The organism is Bradyrhizobium niftali, from assembly GCF_004571025.1.
GTDB lineage: Bacteria > Pseudomonadota > Alphaproteobacteria > Rhizobiales > Xanthobacteraceae > Bradyrhizobium > Bradyrhizobium niftali.
Genome location: NZ_SPQT01000016.1, coordinates 14706 through 31674 on the forward strand (window position 1 = coordinate 14706; position 16969 = coordinate 31674).

Genomic DNA, 16969 nt, shown 5'->3' on the forward strand with positions numbered 1-16969 from the left:
GCTTGCAACCCTAGCATGGGCCGTAACGGCGCGGGGTGGGGGCCTTCGGGACTTCGCGAGCTTGTGAGCGGACGGGAACCGCCGCATTCGCGAGGAATTCGCGTCCAGCTCGGGGGTTATCGCTTCCAGCGTCAAGCAGGTTCGGCTGTCCACGCGGGCCGCCTGCCGCAAACATGCGTGGGGGAGGAAGACCATGTGGAATCAAATCTATGACCCGCTGCACAGCCCCGTGCTGTCGACGATCGCGGCGGCGGTGCCTGTCATCACGCTGCTGGTCCTGATTGCGAGCGGCCGCGTCCAGGCCCACATCGCGGCCGTCATCGCCGTGATCGTGGCCAACCTGATCACGATCTTCGTTTTCACCATGCCGGCGAACATGTCGATCCGCGCCTCGATCCTCGGTATCGTCACCGGCTTCTTCCCGATCGGCTGGATCGTCCTCAACGTCATCTTCCTCTACCAGGTCACGGTCGGCTGCGGAAAGTTCGAACTCCTGAAGCGCGCCATCGGCGGCGTCACCGAGGACCGGCGGCTGCAATTGCTGCTGATCGCGTTCTCGTTCGGCGCCTTCTTCGAGGGCGCCTCCGGCTTCGGCACGCCGGTCGCCATCACGGGCGCGGTGCTGATCGGGCTCGGCTTCTCGCCGCTTGCGGCTAGCGGCCTGTCGCTGATCGCCAACACCGCGCCGGTCGCCTATGGCGCGCTGGGCACGCCGATCCAGGGCCTTGCCTCGGTCACCGGGCTCGATCCCTACATCCTCGGCGCGATGGTCGGACGGCAATTGCCGTTCTTCTCGCTGATCGTGCCGTTCTGGGTGGTATGGGCGTTCGCGGGCTGGAAGGGAATGAAGGACGTCTGGCCGGCGATCCTCGTCACCGGCGTGTCGTTCGCGATCCCGCAATTCGTGATCTCGAACTTCATCAATCCATGGATCGTCGATATCGGCGCCTCCCTGATCTCGATGGGCGCGCTGATCCTGTTCCTGAAGGTGTGGCAGCCCAGGCAGCTCTGGCTGTCGCCGGCGCTGCGCGGCCGCGATGAATCGGCGGCCACCATGGCGCCGGCAAAGCCGCTCGACAAGACACCGCTGACGCAAAGCGAGCTCTTCAGCGCGCTGCTGCCGTGGATCATCGTCTGCATCGTGATGCTGATCTGGGGCAACGGCGCCTTCAAGACCTGGGCGAACTCGATCTTCGTCTGGAATTATCCCGTTCCCGAGCTGCACCAGATGATCAACAAGATGCCGCCGGTCGCACCAGGCCCGACGAAGGAGAACGCGGTGTTCAGCTTCACTTACCTGTCCTTCACCGGCACGGGCATGCTGATCGCGGCGATCATCTCGGGCTTCCTGATGGGCGTCGGTCCCGGCAAGCTCGTGACCGAGTACGGCCGCACCATCCGGCTGTGCGCGATCTCGCTGATCACGATCTCGGCGATGCTCGCGATCGGCACGCTGACGCGGCTGTCCGGCGTCGACGCGACGCTCGGTCTCGCCTTCGCCGCAACCGGGGTGCTCTATCCCTTCTTCGGCACGCTGCTCGGCTGGCTCGGCGTGGCGCTGACGGGATCGGACACCGCCTCCAACGTGCTGTTCGGAAATCTGCAGAAGATCACCTCCGAGCAGCTCGGCCTGTCGCCGATCCTGATGGGCGCGGCGAACTCCTCCGGCGGCGTGATGGGCAAGATGATCGACGCGCAATCGATCGTCGTCGCTTCCACGGCCACCAACTGGTACGGCCACGAAGGCACCATCCTGCGCTTCGTGTTCTGGCACTCGATCGTGCTGGCCTGCCTCGTCGGTGTGCTCGTGACGTTGCAGGCCTATGTCTGGCCGTTCACGGCGATGGTGCTGAAGTAACAGGCCCTACTTCGACGCAAATCCCCGCGGGCTCGTCCCCGCGGGGATTTTTGCATCGCGTGTGGGCGAACCTTCTCAATTGCGCCGCCGTCTTATAGAAGGTGCGGCAAATCAGGTCGGTCGAGAGGTTTCATGGTTTCGCTCAGGCAGGTGGTGTGTGCGACGGTTGCAATGCTGGCGATGTCCATTGTCGCGCGTGCTGAGGACGGTTTTCCCTTCGGCACCGAGATGACGCTGGAGGCGCTGCCGCAGCCGGGCTCGAAGCGGATTCCGAATATCGAGATCGGCGACAATGGCGAGGTCGTGCTGGAGCTGTGGTGCAAGGGCGGCAAGGGCCAGTTCTCGGTCGCCGGCAACACCGTGATCTTCGTGCCCGGCCAGATCCAGGACCGGTCCTGCCCGCCTGCAAGGGCCCAGGCCGACGACGATCTCGTCGCGGCGCTCGGCAGCGTCGAGACCTGGAAGCGCCAGGGCGACGTGCTGACGCTTCTCGGCCCCAAGCCGCTGCGCTTCCGCGTCAACGGGAATTAGGTCTCGTGTCCCGGACGCGGGCGTAGCGCGTAAGCGCTGCGCCGCAGAGCCGGGACCCAGTTTTCTTTCGACGATCTCGCGTGCGGCCTCTGGGCCCCGGCTCTGCAGCGCCTACGCGCTGCGTCCGGGGCACGATAGCCCGGCCTATTTCCACACCGACTTGTCGGCGTCCCAGCGCTGGCCCTTCAGCTCCTTTGCGAGCGCCTCGATCGAGCCGTTGTCGTCGGGCTGGTCGCCTTCCTCGTCGGCCGAAGCCTCGTCCGAGAGATTGAGCTTGGCGCCGCCGCTCTCGTCGGCGGTGGTGGTTGCGGGGCTGCCGATCCAGAGCATGAGCTTGTCGGTCGTGCCCGGCTTGTCGGGCGAGATGAGCCCTGCGACCTCGATCGTGTCGGTGAGATCGAGCGCCGGGAAATCCTGGTTCGGCCGCTTGAAGACCAGCTTGAGCTTGCCGGTGGCCGGGTTGAAGCTTTGCGAGACCGGCTTTGCCGCGAGCGTCCGGCTCAGCACGCCCGCCACCGCGGCCGCGAGCTTGTCGCGGTTGATCTTGTCGCCGTCGCGCCAGTCGGCCCCGGCGAAGCGGATTGTGCGGTCCATCTCGGTCATGCCCGCGGTCCAGCCCGCGGCGACGACGCCGGGCATCGCCTTGAACTTAGCCAGCAGCGCGCCGGCCCGCTCCGGGTCGACCGACATGTTGATGGTCTGCTCGCCGGCGCGCAACGCGTCGCAGCCGACGCTGAGGCTCGCCAGCGTCACTTCGACCTCCTGGCCCTTCAGGCTCTTCAGGAACTCGGTCGCGGCATCCAGCTTGACCTTGACCGCGATCGCCTCCGGCGAGACGTCGGTGAAATCCTTCGGCTGCGGCGTGATGCCGTCGTCGGAGGTCTGGTTGTCCAGAAACTCCTTCTCGCTGAGATCGGAATTGTCGGGCGAGGTGACCTCGGTCACAGCCTGGCCGATTCCAATCTGGCCGCGGAACTCGAAAGTGTCTCCGGCCTGCTTGCGCAGCAGCTTGACGGTGACGGGCGCCTTCGCGCCGAGGCTCTGCGTCGTGCCGGTCAGCATCTGGCCGGCGACCTGGAGATTGACGACGAAGCGATCCTTGCGGTCGGAATTCTTCGCGACCGGATAGCAGACGTCGAGCACGGCCGCCGTGACCGTCTTGCCCTGGCGGGTCTCCTTCAGGATCACGTCGGCATTGCCGTCCATCAGCCCGTCGATCGAGGTGAAATAGCGCGTCTCGGGTCCGCCCGGCGCCGTCGCCTTCGGCGACAGCTTCATCTGGGCGGATGCGACCTCCGGCGAAACAGCAAGCAGAGCAAGGGCCGTGGAGCAAACCAGAAGCGCGCGCATCGACGAAATCCTCGAGCAAGGGAGCATGATCCGGAAAAGTGTGACGCGGTTTTCCGAAAAGATCATGCTCAAACAATAACCTAAAGCGCGATGACGACTCATTTTCCGATCTCATCGCGCTTTAGAATCGGCGCCACCGTAGTGGGTTTTGGCCGTCGGTTGAATCGGAAAGCGTGAGCCATGGTCGGCAAAAAAGAAGGCCGCCCGGAGGCGGCCTTCGCAACATTGTCACGGAACGGTCGGCTCAGAAGCCGCCCATGCCGCCGCCGGCCGGCATCGCGGGCGGAGCTTCCTTCGGCGTCTCGGCGACCATGGCTTCGGTGGTCACCAGCAGGCCGGCCACGGAGGAGGCGTCCTGGAGCGCGGTGCGCACCACCTTGGCGGGGTCGATGATGCCCTTCTCGACCATGTCGACATAGGCCTCGTTCTGGGCGTCGAAGCCGAAGGTCTCGGACTTGTTCTCGAGGATCTTGCCGACGACGATCGAACCTTCCACGCCCGCGTTCTCGGAGATCTGGCGGATCGGGGCTTCCAGCGCCTTCAGCACGATGTTGATGCCGGCCTGGACGTCGTCGTTGGCGTTGGTGAGACGGCCGACCGCCTTCTTGGCGCGGAGCAGCGCGACGCCGCCGCCGGGGACGATGCCTTCCTGCACCGCGGCACGGGTGGCGTTGAGGGCGTCCTCGACGCGGTCCTTCTTCTCCTTGACCTCGATCTCGGTCGCGCCGCCGACGCGGATCACCGCGACGCCGCCGGCCAGCTTGGCGAGGCGCTCCTGGAGCTTCTCGCGGTCGTAGTCCGAGGTGGTCTCCTCGATCTGCGCCTTGATCTGGCCGACGCGGGCCTCGATGTCGGGCTTCTTGCCGGCGCCGTTGACGATCGTGGTGTTCTCCTTGTCGATCACCACCTTCTTGGCGCGGCCGAGCATCTTCACCGAGACGTTCTCGAGCTTGATGCCGAGCTCTTCGGAGATGAGCTGGCCGCCGGTGAGGATCGCGATGTCCTCGAGCATGGCCTTGCGGCGGTCACCGAAGCCCGGCGCCTTGACGGCGGCGACCTTGAGGCCGCCGCGCAGGCGGTTGACGACCAGGGTCGCCAGCGCCTCGCCCTCGACGTCCTCGGCGATGATGACGAGCGGCTTGCCCGACTGCACCACGGCTTCGAGCACCGGCAGCATGGCCTGGAGGCCCGAGAGCTTCTTCTCGTGCAGGAGGATGTAGGCGTCCTCGAGCTCGGCGGTCATCTTCTCGGCGTTGGTGACGAAGTAGGGGCTGAGATAGCCGCGGTCGAACTTCATGCCCTCGACGATGTCGACTTCGGTGTCGAGCGACTTGTTCTCCTCGACGGTGATGACGCCCTCGTTGCCGACCTTCTGCATCGCCTGCGCGATCATCTTGCCGATGGCGGCATCGCCGTTGGCCGAGATGGTGCCGACCTGGGCGACCTCGGAGGAGGCGGCAACCGGCTTGGCGCGCTTCTCGATGTCCTTGATGACCGCCGCAACCGCGATGTCGATGCCGCGCTTGAGGTCCATCGGGTTCATGCCGGCGGCAACCGCCTTGGCGCCTTCGCGCACGATGGCCTGGGCCAGCACGGTCGCGGTGGTGGTGCCGTCGCCGGCGAGGTCGTTGGTCTTGGAGGCGACCTCACGCACCATCTGGGCGCCCATGTTCTCGAACTTGTCCTCGAGCTCGATCTCCTTGGCGACGGTGACGCCGTCCTTGGTGATACGGGGCGCGCCGAAGCTCTTCTCGATGACGACGTTGCGGCCCTTCGGGCCGAGCGTCACCTTGACGGCGTTGGCGAGAATGTCGACGCCGCGCAGCATGCGTTCGCGCGCGTCTCCGGAAAACTTGACGTCTTTGGCAGCCATTTCTGCAATCCCTCGTGTTTGGTGACGTGTCTTGTTTCGTAATGTGGCGGCGGAATGATGGATGCCCGGATCGCGCGATCCGGGCATGACATTCAGCGGCTGTTCAGGCGGATGGCCCTAGGCCAGAACGCCCATGATGTCCGACTCCTTCATGATCAGGAGCTCTTCGTTGTCGATCTTGACCTCGGTGCCCGACCACTTGCCGAACAGCACGCGGTCGCCCGCCTTGAGGTCGATCGGGATCAGCTTGCCGGTCTCGTCACGGCCGCCGGGGCCGACGGCGACGACTTCGCCCTGGGAGGGCTTTTCCTTGGCTGTGTCCGGAATGATGATGCCGCCCTTGGTCTTTTCCTCGGCGTCGATACGTTTGACCACGACACGGTCATGCAGCGGACGAAATTTGGATTTAGCCATGACGTTTCCCTTTGGAGGCTCGCTTCGGAAGTAATGAAGTGGGTGGGGCGGCGCTTCCGTCCGTCCTCTTCCCGAGGATCGAACGGCGCGCTTAGCAATCGGGCTTTCCGAGTGCTAATAGTGCGCCCGGAAATATGGCTTGGCCGCGATCCTGTCAAGCAAAGGTGGTTAAGCGATTGGTGAGGCGGATATAGGATGGTGGCATTGGAAACGTGTTCGGGGCGCCGGCGTATCAAAGGACGTCATTGCCCCGGCGTCGGTTTTGCGCTTGGCTGCGGGAGGGGTGCGGCCATGGTCTTGTTCGGGGGAATGCCATGATCAGTTCAGCTCGCGCGCGCACGGTAGCCAATCTGGCGGCCGCGTCTTCTCTGGCGCTGTTGCTGGGCGCCTGCGGCGGCGGCATGAGCCTGCCGTCCTTCTCGTCGTCGTCTCCGCCGCCCGAAGCCGAGCCCGGTACCGGCCCGGAAATGCCGGCGAGCATCCGCGCCGACGAGATCGTCGGCCGCTGGGGTCTTGCCTCGTTCCAGAACCCGGCCGACCGCGCCCGCACCGAGGCTGCGGCGCGGTCCCAGTGCAAAAATCCCTACGTGATCGGCGCCGGAACCTCCGGCGGCGTGGTCATGCATCTGGCCGACCAGGCGACGCCGCAGGAATTGCGGCTCAAGGGTTCGCCCAGCGGCAAGAACTATATCGGGCCGGCCGGTCCGACCCCCGGCGAGCAGGACCGCGAGATCGTGTCCTTCGACGGCCGCGTCCTGATCACCCGCTTCATCGACAAGGACGCCGCCACCCGCTACGGCAACATGGTCTACGTCCGCTGCGCCCCGAGGGCGTAGTCTCTCGCCTCCGTCATGCCCCGCGAAGGCGGGGCATCCAGTACGCCGCGGCTTCTCGGCTCTAGCCTCGCTGTCTCTGGAATACTGGATGGTCCGCCCCAATGCGCAATTGCGCACAAGGCGGACGATGACAGCGTGAGATAAATCCCCAAAAACAAAAACGCCGGCTCGCGCCGGCGTTTTGCTTGTCCGCGATCTCGCGTCCGTTCAGTCGAACAGCGCGTCGATGTCGTCCTGCGAGGCGTGGCCGACGTCGCCGGCGAGCTTCGGACCATTGAGGAGTTTTTCGTCGTCGCTGCGGGCGTCGACCGGCGCCGGCACATGGGCCTTGATCGCGTCGACGCCGCCCCAGATCTCCATCATCGCGTTGATGTGCTGCTCGATGAACTTCATCGTGGTCATGACCTTGCTGATGCGCTGGCCGGTCAGGTCCTGGAAGTTGCAGGCCTCGAAGATCGAGATGACGCGTTCCTGGATGTCGTCGGCGAGCCGCTTCTGCTGGTCGGCCGATTGCACCTTGGACATCGCGCTGGCCGCCTGGTCGATCGACTCGGCGGCTTCCAGGATCTGCTGGGTCGCCTGCTCGGTGCCGCCGACGACCGCGCCGAGTTCGCCATTGACCTTGGCCATCTCGCCGCCGTCGAAGCTCTTGCCATGCAGCGTCGCGATTTCGCGCTTGGTGCGGTCGATGGCGTCGTGGATGAGGTCGAGCTCGACCTTCAGCTTCTCGCACTGCTCGATCTGCGCCCGGTACGTGTCGAGCATGGTGCGCGTCTCGGCAAGCTCATGGGCCGTGGAAGCATCGATCGCCGCCATCGCCGCGCTGGCGGACAGTGGGGCAGCGGTGCCCTTCGCCATCTGTGCGCGGATCGCGCGCAGCTCCGCCATGATCTCGTTATGCATCGGCGCAGCCTCCTCAATCATTTCGGGGCTGGGCATCTCGCCGACAATAGCCTCTTCGACACGAAAACGTTTGCGGTGAATCGCCATCAGGAACTCCCCCCACCTCACTCACGCGTCTTTTTAGGCAGAAGCAATTTAACACGAGGTTCACGACCGGAACTGTTGCGCGGCCGCGCGCGACGGCCCGCAAACGAGCGATTAACCATGAGCATGAGGCGTTCATCGAAAATAAACGCTGATCGCCAAATTGGGCCGTCGCTCGCGACGTGGTGAATCAAAACGGCGTTTCCGTTTACCAAACAAAACGCCTTTTGCTTTTTATTGACCACGTCGCGGACGCCGATCAGCCATCAGCTCTGCACGACGCATGTGATCTAGACGAAACAGTACAGAGTACGTCGATGTTCAAGAAAATGTCTGTCGCGCTGCTCGGCGGCGCTTGCACCCTCGTTGCCGGCGCAACAAGCGCCAGCGCCTTCGACAATACCGTGCCGAACGATCCGCCCGCAGTGCTCTACCAGCCGCAAGTGGCGCCGGCGCCGGTGCGCGTCGCCTCCAACGCGAACATGGGCGGCGGCTTCATCGAGTTCCTGTTCGGCGACGGGCCCGGCCGCGGTCCGGCCTACGCTCCGCCGCCGGTGTATCAGCAGCAGCCGGGCTACAACGATCCGCGCCGCCTGCCGCCGATGGGCGAGCCGCAGATGCAGGGTGGATATCAGCAAGGCGCAGGTCTCCAGCAGGAGGCGGTCGATCCGCGGCAGCGTCAATTCGATCCGAGATTCGAGAAACAACTCGTTGACTATAGCGGCAAGGAAAGTGCCGGCACGATCGTGGTCGATACGCCGAACAAGTTCCTCTATCTCGTCGAGGGCAACGGCCGGGCGATGCGCTACGGCATTGGCGTCGGCCGTCCCGGCTTCACCTGGTCCGGCGTGAAGTCGATCACGGCCAAGCGCGAGTGGCCGGACTGGACCCCGCCGGCGGAAATGATCGCGCGCCGCCCCGACTTGCCGAGGCACATGGAAGGCGGTCCGGAAAACCCGCTCGGCGCCCGTGCGATGTATCTCGGCTCCACGCTCTACCGCATCCACGGCTCCAACGAGCCCTGGACCATCGGCACCAACGTCTCCTCCGGCTGCATCCGCATGCGCAACGAGGACGTCATCGACCTCTACGGCCGCGTCAATGTCGGCACGAAGGTCGTGGTGATGTGAGGTCCGAGTTTCGAAATGAAAACGGCCGCCCCATGGGCGGCCGTTTTTGTTTGCGCGCTATCGAGCCGCCTTACGCATAATCGCTGCCGCCATCGTCACCGCCGCCGAAATCGCTGTCGTCGGCCATGTCGACGTTGTCGTCATTGTCGTTCTGATCGTTGTAATTCTGGTCGTCGTTCGAAGCCTGGTCGACAAAGCCTTGGCGGGAATCGCCGCCGCGGTCGCGGCTGGAGCCGATGTCGTTGAGGCCGGCATCGCGCGCGAGCGAGCCGCCGGACTGGTCGCTGCCGCCCCAAGGACTTCCACCAGCGCTGCGGTCGCCCAGGGCGTTGGTGTCGCCGAAGGCCTGCTGGTGCGATCCGCCCATCATGCCGCGGATGCTGGAGAGCAGCAGTGAGCCGCCGACGACGCCGGCCGCGGCCGCCGCGGCCGTACCGAGGAACGAGCCGCCGCCACCGCCGACCGGAGGGGCACCATAGCCCGGGGCCGGAGCCTGACCGTAAGCCTGTCCATAGGGCGGCGGGGCGCCGTAACCGGGTTGCGTCTGTTGCATCGCCTGGCCGCTGTTCCAGACTGGCCGCGAATCGCGCGGCGGCACGTTCGGAACCGAGCCGCGCGAGGGGCCCCCACCGAACAGCGTGTCGCGCATGGTATCCAGGAAGCCGCCGGATTGCGCCTGTTCGGGCGCATGGGCGGCCTCCAGCTCCTGGATGCGGTTATGGGCGCGCTTCAGCGCTTCGTCCTGCAACAGCGTGGTCTGCACCAGCGCGTAAATCGCGCCGGGCGCCTTGCGCAGGCCGTCGGAGATCGCGGCGATCGCGTCGGGATCGCGCGGTGCATTTTCCAGTTTCGAAAGCCGGTCAAAAAGCTCGTCGACGAGCTGGCGTTCCTGCGGCGTCATGATCAATCTCCCTCGCGCAAAACCAAGCGCGCAGGAGATGTAGGGTTCCATTGTGGCCCCAACAGTGCCGGCCGGATTAAATTTCGGTATGCGACAAGCTGCCTCGTCGGGCCGGCGCTTTCGCCGGCTTTCACCCCAGTGTGGTATTGGTCTGCGCCAGCAGCCGCACGAATTCGTCGCTCCCGAGATAGGCATATTCGCGTTCGCGCACGTCGGTCATCGGATCAAGCGCGGCAAGGACGTCGTCGACGAAGCCGGGATGGCACATCACGAGGCCGCCATCCGGCAGGCCGTCCAGGAATTGCCGCATCATTTCGCCGAAATCGGCGGCGCGGCTGAAGTCATAGGCGCCGGCGAAGCCGGGATTGAAGCCGAGGCCGGCACCGGCGGCGCGGCGGCGGAATTGTGCGCTGAGGATGTCGAGCACCATGGCTTTGGGTGAGGCCAGCCGCTGCTTCAGCGGCAGGTCGCGGCCGCCCTGACGCACCCAGGCGTTTGGCGCGGTTTCGATAACCGCGTCGACAAAGCCGTCGCGCACCTGCGGATAGAGCTGCACATGCTGATGTCCGTCGACGAAGTCTGGAGTGCGGCCGAAAGCATCAGCGAAGGCCGCGAGCTGCGCCTTCACCTCATTGCGAAAGAATTCGCGGTCGAGCCGCCGCAAAACACCCGCGCACAAGAGCTTCGGAAACGGCATGAACATGTCGCCGTCGAGCGGGCGAAAATGCATGGTAAGCGGCCGGAACGGCGCGGACAGCGTCACGTGCAACCCGATCGCGCAGCGCGGGCTCGTCTTCGCTGCGGCCTGGAGCGCCTCGATCTCGCCGCGAGCGATCGTGGGGCCCACCATCATCACCGAGGTGGCGTTGAGGCGGCCGCGTTCGATCAGGTCACGGATGGCGCGGTTGACGCCCGGGCTGATGCCGTAATCGTCGGCGCAGAGCCAGATCCGCCGCGGCGGCGCCGCCGCGCTCATTCCGCCGCCGTCCTCTTCGAGGCGTCCTCCGCCTTGTCGGTGTCGAAGTGCTTTTCACTGTGTTCGGCGACGAAGTAGATCGGGCGGGCCTTCAGCTCGGAGAGGATCTTGCCGATATATTCGCCGACGATGCCGATCATGATCAGCTGGACACCGCCGATCGTCATCAGGCCGACCACGAGCGAGGGATAGCCGGGGACCTGCTTGCCGGTGGTGAAGACCTCCCAAAGAATGGAGAGGCCGAACAGGAAAGCGATGCCGGCGAGCACGACACCGAGCAGGCTGGCGAAGCGCAGTGGTGCCACCGAGAACGAGGTCAGGCCCTCGATCGACAGGCCGAGCAGGCGCGCGGCGTTGAAGGTGGTGACGCCATGGGCGCGCGGCGCGGGCTCGTAGTCGACGCGGATCTGGCGGAAGCCGATCCAGCTTGCCAGGCCCTTGAAGAAGCGGTTGCGCTCCGGCAGTTGCCGAAGCGCTGTAACCGCGCGCGGCGAAAGCAGGCGGAAGTCGCCGGCATCTTCCGGAATCTTCTGGCGGGCGCCCCAGTTGATCAGGGCGTAGAAGCCGTGCACGGCGAGCCGCCGCAGGAAGGTTTCGTTGTCGCGATGCGCCTTGGCCGTATAGACGACGTCATAGCCGTCATCGATCCAGTGTCGCACGAGCTGCTCGATGAGAGCCGGCGGATGCTGGCCGTCGCCGTCCATGAACATCACGGCGCCGAGGCGGGCATGGTCGAGGCCGGCCATCAGCGCCGCCTCCTTGCCGAAATTGCGCGACAGCGAGACCACCTGGACGTCGATCGCGTCGGCCGGCAGGCTGCGTGCGATCGACAGCGTCGCGTCCGCGCTGCCGTCGTCGACATAGACCACCTCGCAAGCGAGGCGATGGCGCTGCCGCAGGGTCCTTGCGAGATCGCAGATGCGCTGGTGCAGGGCGGCGAGGCCCGCCGCCTCGTTGTAGACGGGGACGACGATCGACAACCCCTTCGCGGCGGCGCTCGCCGCGGTGGTCGTCAGGCCGGAAACGTCAGAGCCCAGCGTCATCGATCAAGGTTCCAGAGGGCGTTCAAGGTCATCTCAACAGCATATGGTAGCTGCCGTTTGCTGTCGCTACGCTGAACGGACCTGAGGCTCACCGCCGCAGGAACGCCTCGAGCTTGGCGAACAGCGGGTTCTCCCGGTCGAACACGTAGTCGAGCGAAACCACCGAGACGGTCTCGGCGCCATGCTCGCGCAGGAAGCTTGCGAGCGCATAGAGCTGTCCCGGCGGGCAGTGCAGCGTCAGCATGCCCGACGAGGTCGGCCCGCCGAACGGGGCCTCGACGCCGAAGCGGCTGTAGGCCTCGCCGAGCAGGGCGGCGTCGCACTGCCGGAAACGGGTCCGGACCTCGCGGTACTTGTTGGCCCGCGCCCGCGCCGCGATGTGGTCGAGGATGATGCGCGCGGTCTCCCGCGCCTGCGGCGACCAGTCGGCATCCCTGGAGGCGACCAGATTGGCCTGGCTGCGCAGGATCATGCCGTCGTCGAGCACCCGCAAGCCGTTGGCGGCGAGGGTCGCGCCGGTCGTCGTGATATCGACGATCAGTTCGGCGCTGCCGGCCGCCGGCGCGCCTTCGGTCGCGCCCGCGCTTTCGACGATGCGGTAATCGGTGATGCCGTGGTTCTGGAAGAACGCGCGGGTGAGATTGACGAACTTGGTCGCGACCCGCATCCGCATGTGATGCTGCTCGCGGAAGCCGGTGGTGACGTCGTCGAGGTCGGCCATGGTGCGCACGTCGATCCAGGCCTGCGGCACCGCCACCACGACGTCGGCATAGCCGAAGCCCAGCCCTTCGATCAGGGACACGCGCTTGTCGGCGTCCGCGATGTTCTCGCGCACCAGGTCCTCGCCGGTGACGCCGAGATGGGCGAAGCCGCGCGACAGCTGCGCGGCGATCTCGCTCGCCGAGAGATAGGCGACCTCGACGTTGTCGAGGCCCGCGATGGTGCCGCGATAGTCGCGTGCGCCGCCGGCCTTCGACAGCTTGAGGCCCGCGCGGGCGAAAAAGGCCTCGGTGTTTTCCTGGAGGCGGCCCTTGGAGGGAACGGCCAGAACGAATGGCGCGCTCATGACTTAAGCTCCCACCTTGCGGCCGATCCGGGTCAGCGCGTCCACCCAGACCGAGAAACCGACCGCGGCGATCGGCTCGGCCGAGCCGAGCTGGGTCATCAGCCCGTCATAGCGTCCGCCGGCGACCAGCGGCTCGGCGCCGTTGCCGCGGTGATGCAGCTCGAATTCGAAGCCGGTGTAATAGTCGAGCCCGCGTCCGAACGCGGTGGAGAAGCGCGTCTGCTTCACGTCGATGCCGCGCGCCGCCATGAAGCCGACCCGACTCTCGAACTGATCGATCGCAGCCGTGAGGTCGAGCCTGGCGTCGGTCGTGAGCGCGCGCAGCTCGGCGACGGCGTCGTCGGGATTGCCTGCGATCGACAGGAAGCGCTTGAGCACGGCGATCGCCTCGCGCGGCAGCGCGCCGCCCTTCAGCGTCGATTGCTCGAGGAAGCGGTCGGCGATCTCGGCGGTGGTGCGGCCGCCGACATTGGTGGTCCCGGCGATCGACATCAAATCGGTGACGAAGGCGAGCGCCGCCTTGCGGTCGGAGCCGGCGAGCGCGGCCAGCACGCCCTCATATTCGCTGCGGGTGGCGGTCGTCGCGGCCGCCAGCCGCTCCAGATCCTGCTCCAGGCTGATCTTGCGGTTGAAGTCCTTGACCAGGCGCCGACGCCAGACCGGATAGAGGTTGAGCGCGTCGAGCAGCGCGTTGAACAGCGCCACATCGCCGGTGCGGATCTCGACGTCGCGGACGCCGAAGGCGCTGGTCGCCTCCAGCGCCAGCGCCAGCATCTCGGCATCGGCCGCAGCGCGGTCCTGGCGGCCGAATGATTCGATGCCGGCCTGAAGAAATTCGCTGGCCTGGCCGCTGCGGTAGCGGAACACCGGCCCGAGATAGCTGAACCCGGCAGGCTGGCCGGCGCGGCTGGAGGCGAGGTAATCGCGCGCCACCGGTATGGTCAGGTCCGGCCGCAGGCAGAGCTCCTCGCCGGTGAGGTCCGTGGTGAGGTACAGGCTCTTGCGGATGTCCTCGCCGGAAAGGTCCAGGAACGGCTCGGCCGGTTGCAGGATCGCCGGCTCGGCCCTGACATAGCCGGCCTGCGCGAACGACAAGAGCAGCGTATCCGCCCAGGCGGCGGAGCCGGCAGCATTTGAGGTGGCAGTCGCGGTCATCTCAGGGGTCCATCGTCCCGGCGGAACCGGGCAGGGCAAGGGGAGGCACGGTAGTTGGCGCAGCCCTTAGCATGGCCGGAAACCGGTTTCGACCTCCAAAGGATCAATCGCTTAACGGCCTGCCAACTCCCCTGCCAACGCCATCGTCATGCCCGGGACAAGCCCGGCCATGACGACCTCCTGCGGTCTCAAATGTGACACTACAAGAGCTAAGCGGCCTTGCCGCCCCAATCGCCCAGCACCGCCTGGACCAGCGCCAGCGCAGCCACCGCGGCGGTGTCGGCCCGCATGATCCGGGGCCCCAGGGCGAGCCGCAGGATTTTCGGCTGCCGCAGCAGCAGCGCCCGCTCTTCCTCGGCAAAGCCGCCTTCGGGGCCGATCAGCACGTCGATACCTTGTCCTGCCTCGCGTGCGCCGTTCAGGCTCTGGACGGGATTTTCGACCTCCGCGGCCTCATCACAGAAGATGAGCAGGCGACCGGCGGCGCGCTGGCCAAGGAAGCGCTCCAGCGGCACCGGCTCGGCCACGGTCGCGATGCTCAGGATGCCGCATTGCTCGGCCGCCTCGACCACGTTGGCACGCATCCGCTCGGTGTTGACCCGGGAGGCCTGGGTGAACCGGGTCAGGACCGGTTGCAGGCTGGCGGCGCCCATCTCGATGGCCTTCTGGACCATGTAATCGAGCCGGGCGTGCTTCAGTGGGGCGAAGACGTAAGTGAGGTCCGCCAGCCGGTCCTGCGGCCGGGTCGGCTGGAGGATCACCAGGCCGTCCGGCCGTTTGCGGCCTTCGATGGCGGCCTGCCATTCGCCGTCGCGGCCGTTGAAGGCCAGGACCTCGGCCCCCGCGGCCAGCCGCAGCACATTGCCGAGATAATTGCTCTGGTCGCGGTCGAGCGGAACCCTGGCGTCCTGGGCGAGGGGGCCATCGACGAACAGGCGGGGGGCGCGAAAATCGTGGGAGGGCATCGTTCAAAGGTCCGTTTTGCCGCCGTTATTAACCGAAAGCCGCCATTCCGGGGGTAAATATTGCCAAACCGGTGCGGCGGCGCGCCGCGCTCCTGCCCTATTCGACGGGTTGTTAAGCGCCGGCGGGAATCGTAAAAACGCGAACACGCTGGTTGCGCTTCAATTGGGAAGACGCCGAACCCCGTAAGCTCCTGCCGGAGAGACTGCCTTGATGATCCGTCATTTGATGGTTCCGATCACCGCCGCCATGGTCACCATGGGAGCCGCGGGTGCCTACGCGCAAAGCGCCTTCCCGGCGCCGCTGCCGAACCAGGCCGCGAGCAGCTCGGCATTTCCGCCCGTGAACGGCTCCGCGCCGGCCGCATCCGTCGGCGCGGCGCCGCAATCCTCGTTTCCCGCGAACGGCGCTGCGCCGATCGGCGGCGCCGGCGCCTTCAGCGCGGCCCCGCCGACGCAAGGGCCGGGCGAGGACTGCATGAAGGGGTTCGTCCCCTTGCGCGAAGAGGCCGAGAAGCGCGGCAAGCTGATCAAGGCCGCGAGCGACCGTCACGCGATGCCGGACGAGGCCTGCAAGCTGATCGGCAATTTCAGCCAGGCCGAGCTCAAGATGATCAAGTTTGTCGAGGCGAATGGCGCCAAATGCGGAATCCCGCCGCAGATCGGCGCGCAGATGAAAGACGGCCACAAGAACACCGAGGCCATGCAGAAGAAGGTCTGTACGGTTGCGCAGCAGATGCAGAACCAGCCGCGCGGTCCGGCCGGCCCGTCGCTGAGCGAGGTGCTGGGATCGGGCTCGGCGCCTGAGGCCAACGCCGGCAAGAAAGGCGGCAGCACCTTCGATACGCTCAACGGCAACGTCCTCACCCGATGAGCGACACGAGCGCCCGCGTTGCCGACTCCACCGGCAACTGGGTCGATACGCTCGCGCCGCAATGGGCGCGGCCCTATTTGCGATTGTCCCGCTTCGATCGTCCGATCGGCTCCTGGCTTCTCCTAATGCCATGCTGGTGGTCGGCGGCGCTTGCCGCCGGCATCGCGCACGACGCCAGCCGCCTGCCGCTCACCATCGTCCTGTTCTTCATCGGCGCCTTCGTCATGCGCGGAGCAGGCTGCACCTGGAACGACATCACCGACCGCGACCTCGACGACAAGGTCGAGCGCACCCGCTCGCGGCCGCTGCCGTCGGGGCAGGTGACCACGAAGCAGGCGCTGGCCTTCATGGTCGCGCAGGCCCTGATCGGTCTCGTGGTGCTCTTGCAATTCAATCGCTTCGCGGTCCTGACCGGCATCGCCTCGCTTGTGATCGTCGCGATCTACCCCTTCATGAAGCGCATCACCTGGTGGCCGCAGATCGTGCTCGGGCTCGCCTTCTCCTGGGGCGCGCTGATGGGCTTTGCCGTCACCTTCGGCCGCATCGACGTCACCGCCCTCGTGCTTTATGGCGGATCGATCGCCTGGGTGATCGGCTATGACACGATCTACGCGCATCAGGATGCCGAGGACGACGCGCTGATCGGCATCAAGTCGACCGCGCGCCTGTTCGGCGCGCACACGCACCAGGCGCTGATCCTGTTCTATGGGCTCGCGGTGATGCTGATCGGCGTCGCGCTGGCGTCAGGCGACGTGCGCTGGCCCGCCTGGCTCGGGCTTGCCGCTTTCGCCGCGCATCTGGCGTGGCAGATCGTGCGGCTCAGGATCGATGATCCCTTGCTCTGCAAGCGCCTGTTCTATTCGAACAAGCATGCGGGCTTGTTGCTGTTTGCGGGATTGCTGGCCGACGCGGCGATGCGGGCCGCCTGACGCAAATGCGTAGGGTGAATTAGCCCGCGGCTGCGCAACGCGCAGTCCGCTGGCGTAATCCGCCAACGTCTATCCGCATCGAGA

General features: G+C 66.0%; 16 protein-coding genes. 6 read left to right on the forward strand and 10 right to left on the reverse strand.

Going from position 1 to position 16969, the window contains the following annotated elements; all coding sequences use genetic code 11:
- Window positions 1-193: 193 nt before the first annotated feature.
- Together E4K65_RS25500 and E4K65_RS25505 are read left to right on the forward strand one after the other, a co-directional pair.
- A complete protein-coding gene (locus tag E4K65_RS25500; RefSeq protein ID WP_135176477.1) occupies window positions 194-1858 on the forward strand; it encodes an L-lactate permease in 1665 nt (554 codons plus the stop codon).
- Window positions 1859-1990: 132 nt separating this feature from the next.
- A complete protein-coding gene (locus E4K65_RS25505) occupies window positions 1991-2389 on the forward strand; it encodes an META domain-containing protein (protein WP_167771127.1) in 399 nt (132 codons plus the stop codon).
- 144 nt (window positions 2390-2533) lie between these two features.
- Here E4K65_RS25505 and E4K65_RS25510 read toward each other — a convergent pair whose 3' ends face one another.
- The 3 genes from E4K65_RS25510 to E4K65_RS25520 all read right to left on the reverse strand — a co-directional run bounded on the left by E4K65_RS25510 (window position 2534) and on the right by E4K65_RS25520 (window position 6026).
- Window positions 2534-3739, reverse strand: a complete 1206-nt coding sequence (locus E4K65_RS25510; RefSeq protein ID WP_135176479.1) for a hypothetical protein — start codon at window positions 3737-3739, stop codon at window positions 2534-2536.
- 244 nt (window positions 3740-3983) lie between these two features.
- A complete protein-coding gene (gene groL / locus E4K65_RS25515) occupies window positions 3984-5612 on the reverse strand; it encodes a chaperonin GroEL (protein ID WP_135176480.1) in 1629 nt (542 codons plus the stop codon).
- A gap of 117 nt (window positions 5613-5729) precedes the next feature.
- Window positions 5730-6026 carry a co-chaperone GroES gene (locus E4K65_RS25520; RefSeq protein WP_027546050.1) on the reverse strand — a complete coding sequence of 99 codons (297 nt, stop codon included), beginning with the start codon at window positions 6024-6026 and terminating at the stop codon, window positions 5730-5732.
- A gap of 314 nt (window positions 6027-6340) precedes the next feature.
- Between E4K65_RS25520 and E4K65_RS25525 the strand changes: the two genes are divergently transcribed.
- Window positions 6341-6862: a hypothetical protein gene (locus E4K65_RS25525; protein ID WP_027546049.1), complete on the forward strand. Its 522-nt coding sequence runs from the start codon at window positions 6341-6343 to the stop codon at window positions 6860-6862.
- 207 nt (window positions 6863-7069) lie between these two features.
- On the opposite strand, the gene E4K65_RS25530 is transcribed toward E4K65_RS25525, so the two are convergent.
- Complete coding sequence (locus E4K65_RS25530; protein WP_027546048.1) at window positions 7070-7852, reverse strand: protein phosphatase CheZ; 783 nt, start codon at window positions 7850-7852, stop codon at window positions 7070-7072.
- Window positions 7853-8166: 314 nt separating this feature from the next.
- Between E4K65_RS25530 and E4K65_RS25535 the strand changes: the two genes are divergently transcribed.
- Window positions 8167-8979 (forward strand): L,D-transpeptidase family protein, encoded by an 813-nt coding sequence (locus tag E4K65_RS25535; RefSeq protein WP_167771128.1) that lies wholly within the window; start codon window positions 8167-8169, stop codon window positions 8977-8979.
- A 70-nt stretch (window positions 8980-9049) separates the two neighbouring features.
- On the opposite strand, the gene E4K65_RS25540 is transcribed toward E4K65_RS25535, so the two are convergent.
- From E4K65_RS25540 to E4K65_RS25565, 6 genes are all read right to left on the reverse strand, one after another.
- Entirely contained in the window at window positions 9050-9880 is an 831-nt protein-coding gene (locus E4K65_RS25540; RefSeq protein ID WP_135176482.1) for a DUF2076 domain-containing protein, read from the reverse strand.
- Between the two features lie 130 nt (window positions 9881-10010).
- Window positions 10011-10856 (reverse strand): ChbG/HpnK family deacetylase, encoded by an 846-nt coding sequence (locus E4K65_RS25545; RefSeq protein ID WP_135176483.1) that lies wholly within the window; start codon window positions 10854-10856, stop codon window positions 10011-10013.
- Window positions 10853-11899, reverse strand: coding sequence for a glycosyltransferase family 2 protein (locus E4K65_RS25550; protein WP_135176484.1), 1047 nt, complete (start codon window positions 11897-11899; stop codon window positions 10853-10855). Before E4K65_RS25550 ends, E4K65_RS25545 begins: the two co-directional genes overlap by 4 nt.
- Before the next feature lie 88 nt (window positions 11900-11987).
- Complete coding sequence (gene hisG, locus E4K65_RS25555) at window positions 11988-12965, reverse strand: ATP phosphoribosyltransferase (protein WP_135176485.1); 978 nt, start codon at window positions 12963-12965, stop codon at window positions 11988-11990.
- Between the two features lie 3 nt (window positions 12966-12968).
- Window positions 12969-14120: an ATP phosphoribosyltransferase regulatory subunit gene (locus E4K65_RS25560; RefSeq protein ID WP_135176486.1), complete on the reverse strand. Its 1152-nt coding sequence runs from the start codon at window positions 14118-14120 to the stop codon at window positions 12969-12971.
- A gap of 209 nt (window positions 14121-14329) precedes the next feature.
- Window positions 14330-15085 (reverse strand): 16S rRNA (uracil(1498)-N(3))-methyltransferase, encoded by a 756-nt coding sequence (locus tag E4K65_RS25565; RefSeq protein WP_135176487.1) that lies wholly within the window; start codon window positions 15083-15085, stop codon window positions 14330-14332.
- 211 nt (window positions 15086-15296) lie between these two features.
- Here E4K65_RS25565 and E4K65_RS25570 point away from each other — a divergent pair, with 211 nt between their 5' ends.
- On the forward strand, window positions 15297-15956 hold the full coding sequence (locus E4K65_RS25570) for a hypothetical protein (protein ID WP_135176488.1): 660 nt from the start codon (window positions 15297-15299) through the stop codon (window positions 15954-15956).
- Complete coding sequence (ubiA, locus tag E4K65_RS25575) at window positions 15953-16885, forward strand: 4-hydroxybenzoate octaprenyltransferase (RefSeq protein ID WP_135176489.1); 933 nt, start codon at window positions 15953-15955, stop codon at window positions 16883-16885. The genes E4K65_RS25570 and ubiA overlap by 4 nt, the downstream gene beginning before the upstream one ends.
- The last annotated feature ends 84 nt before the right edge of the window (window positions 16886-16969 follow it).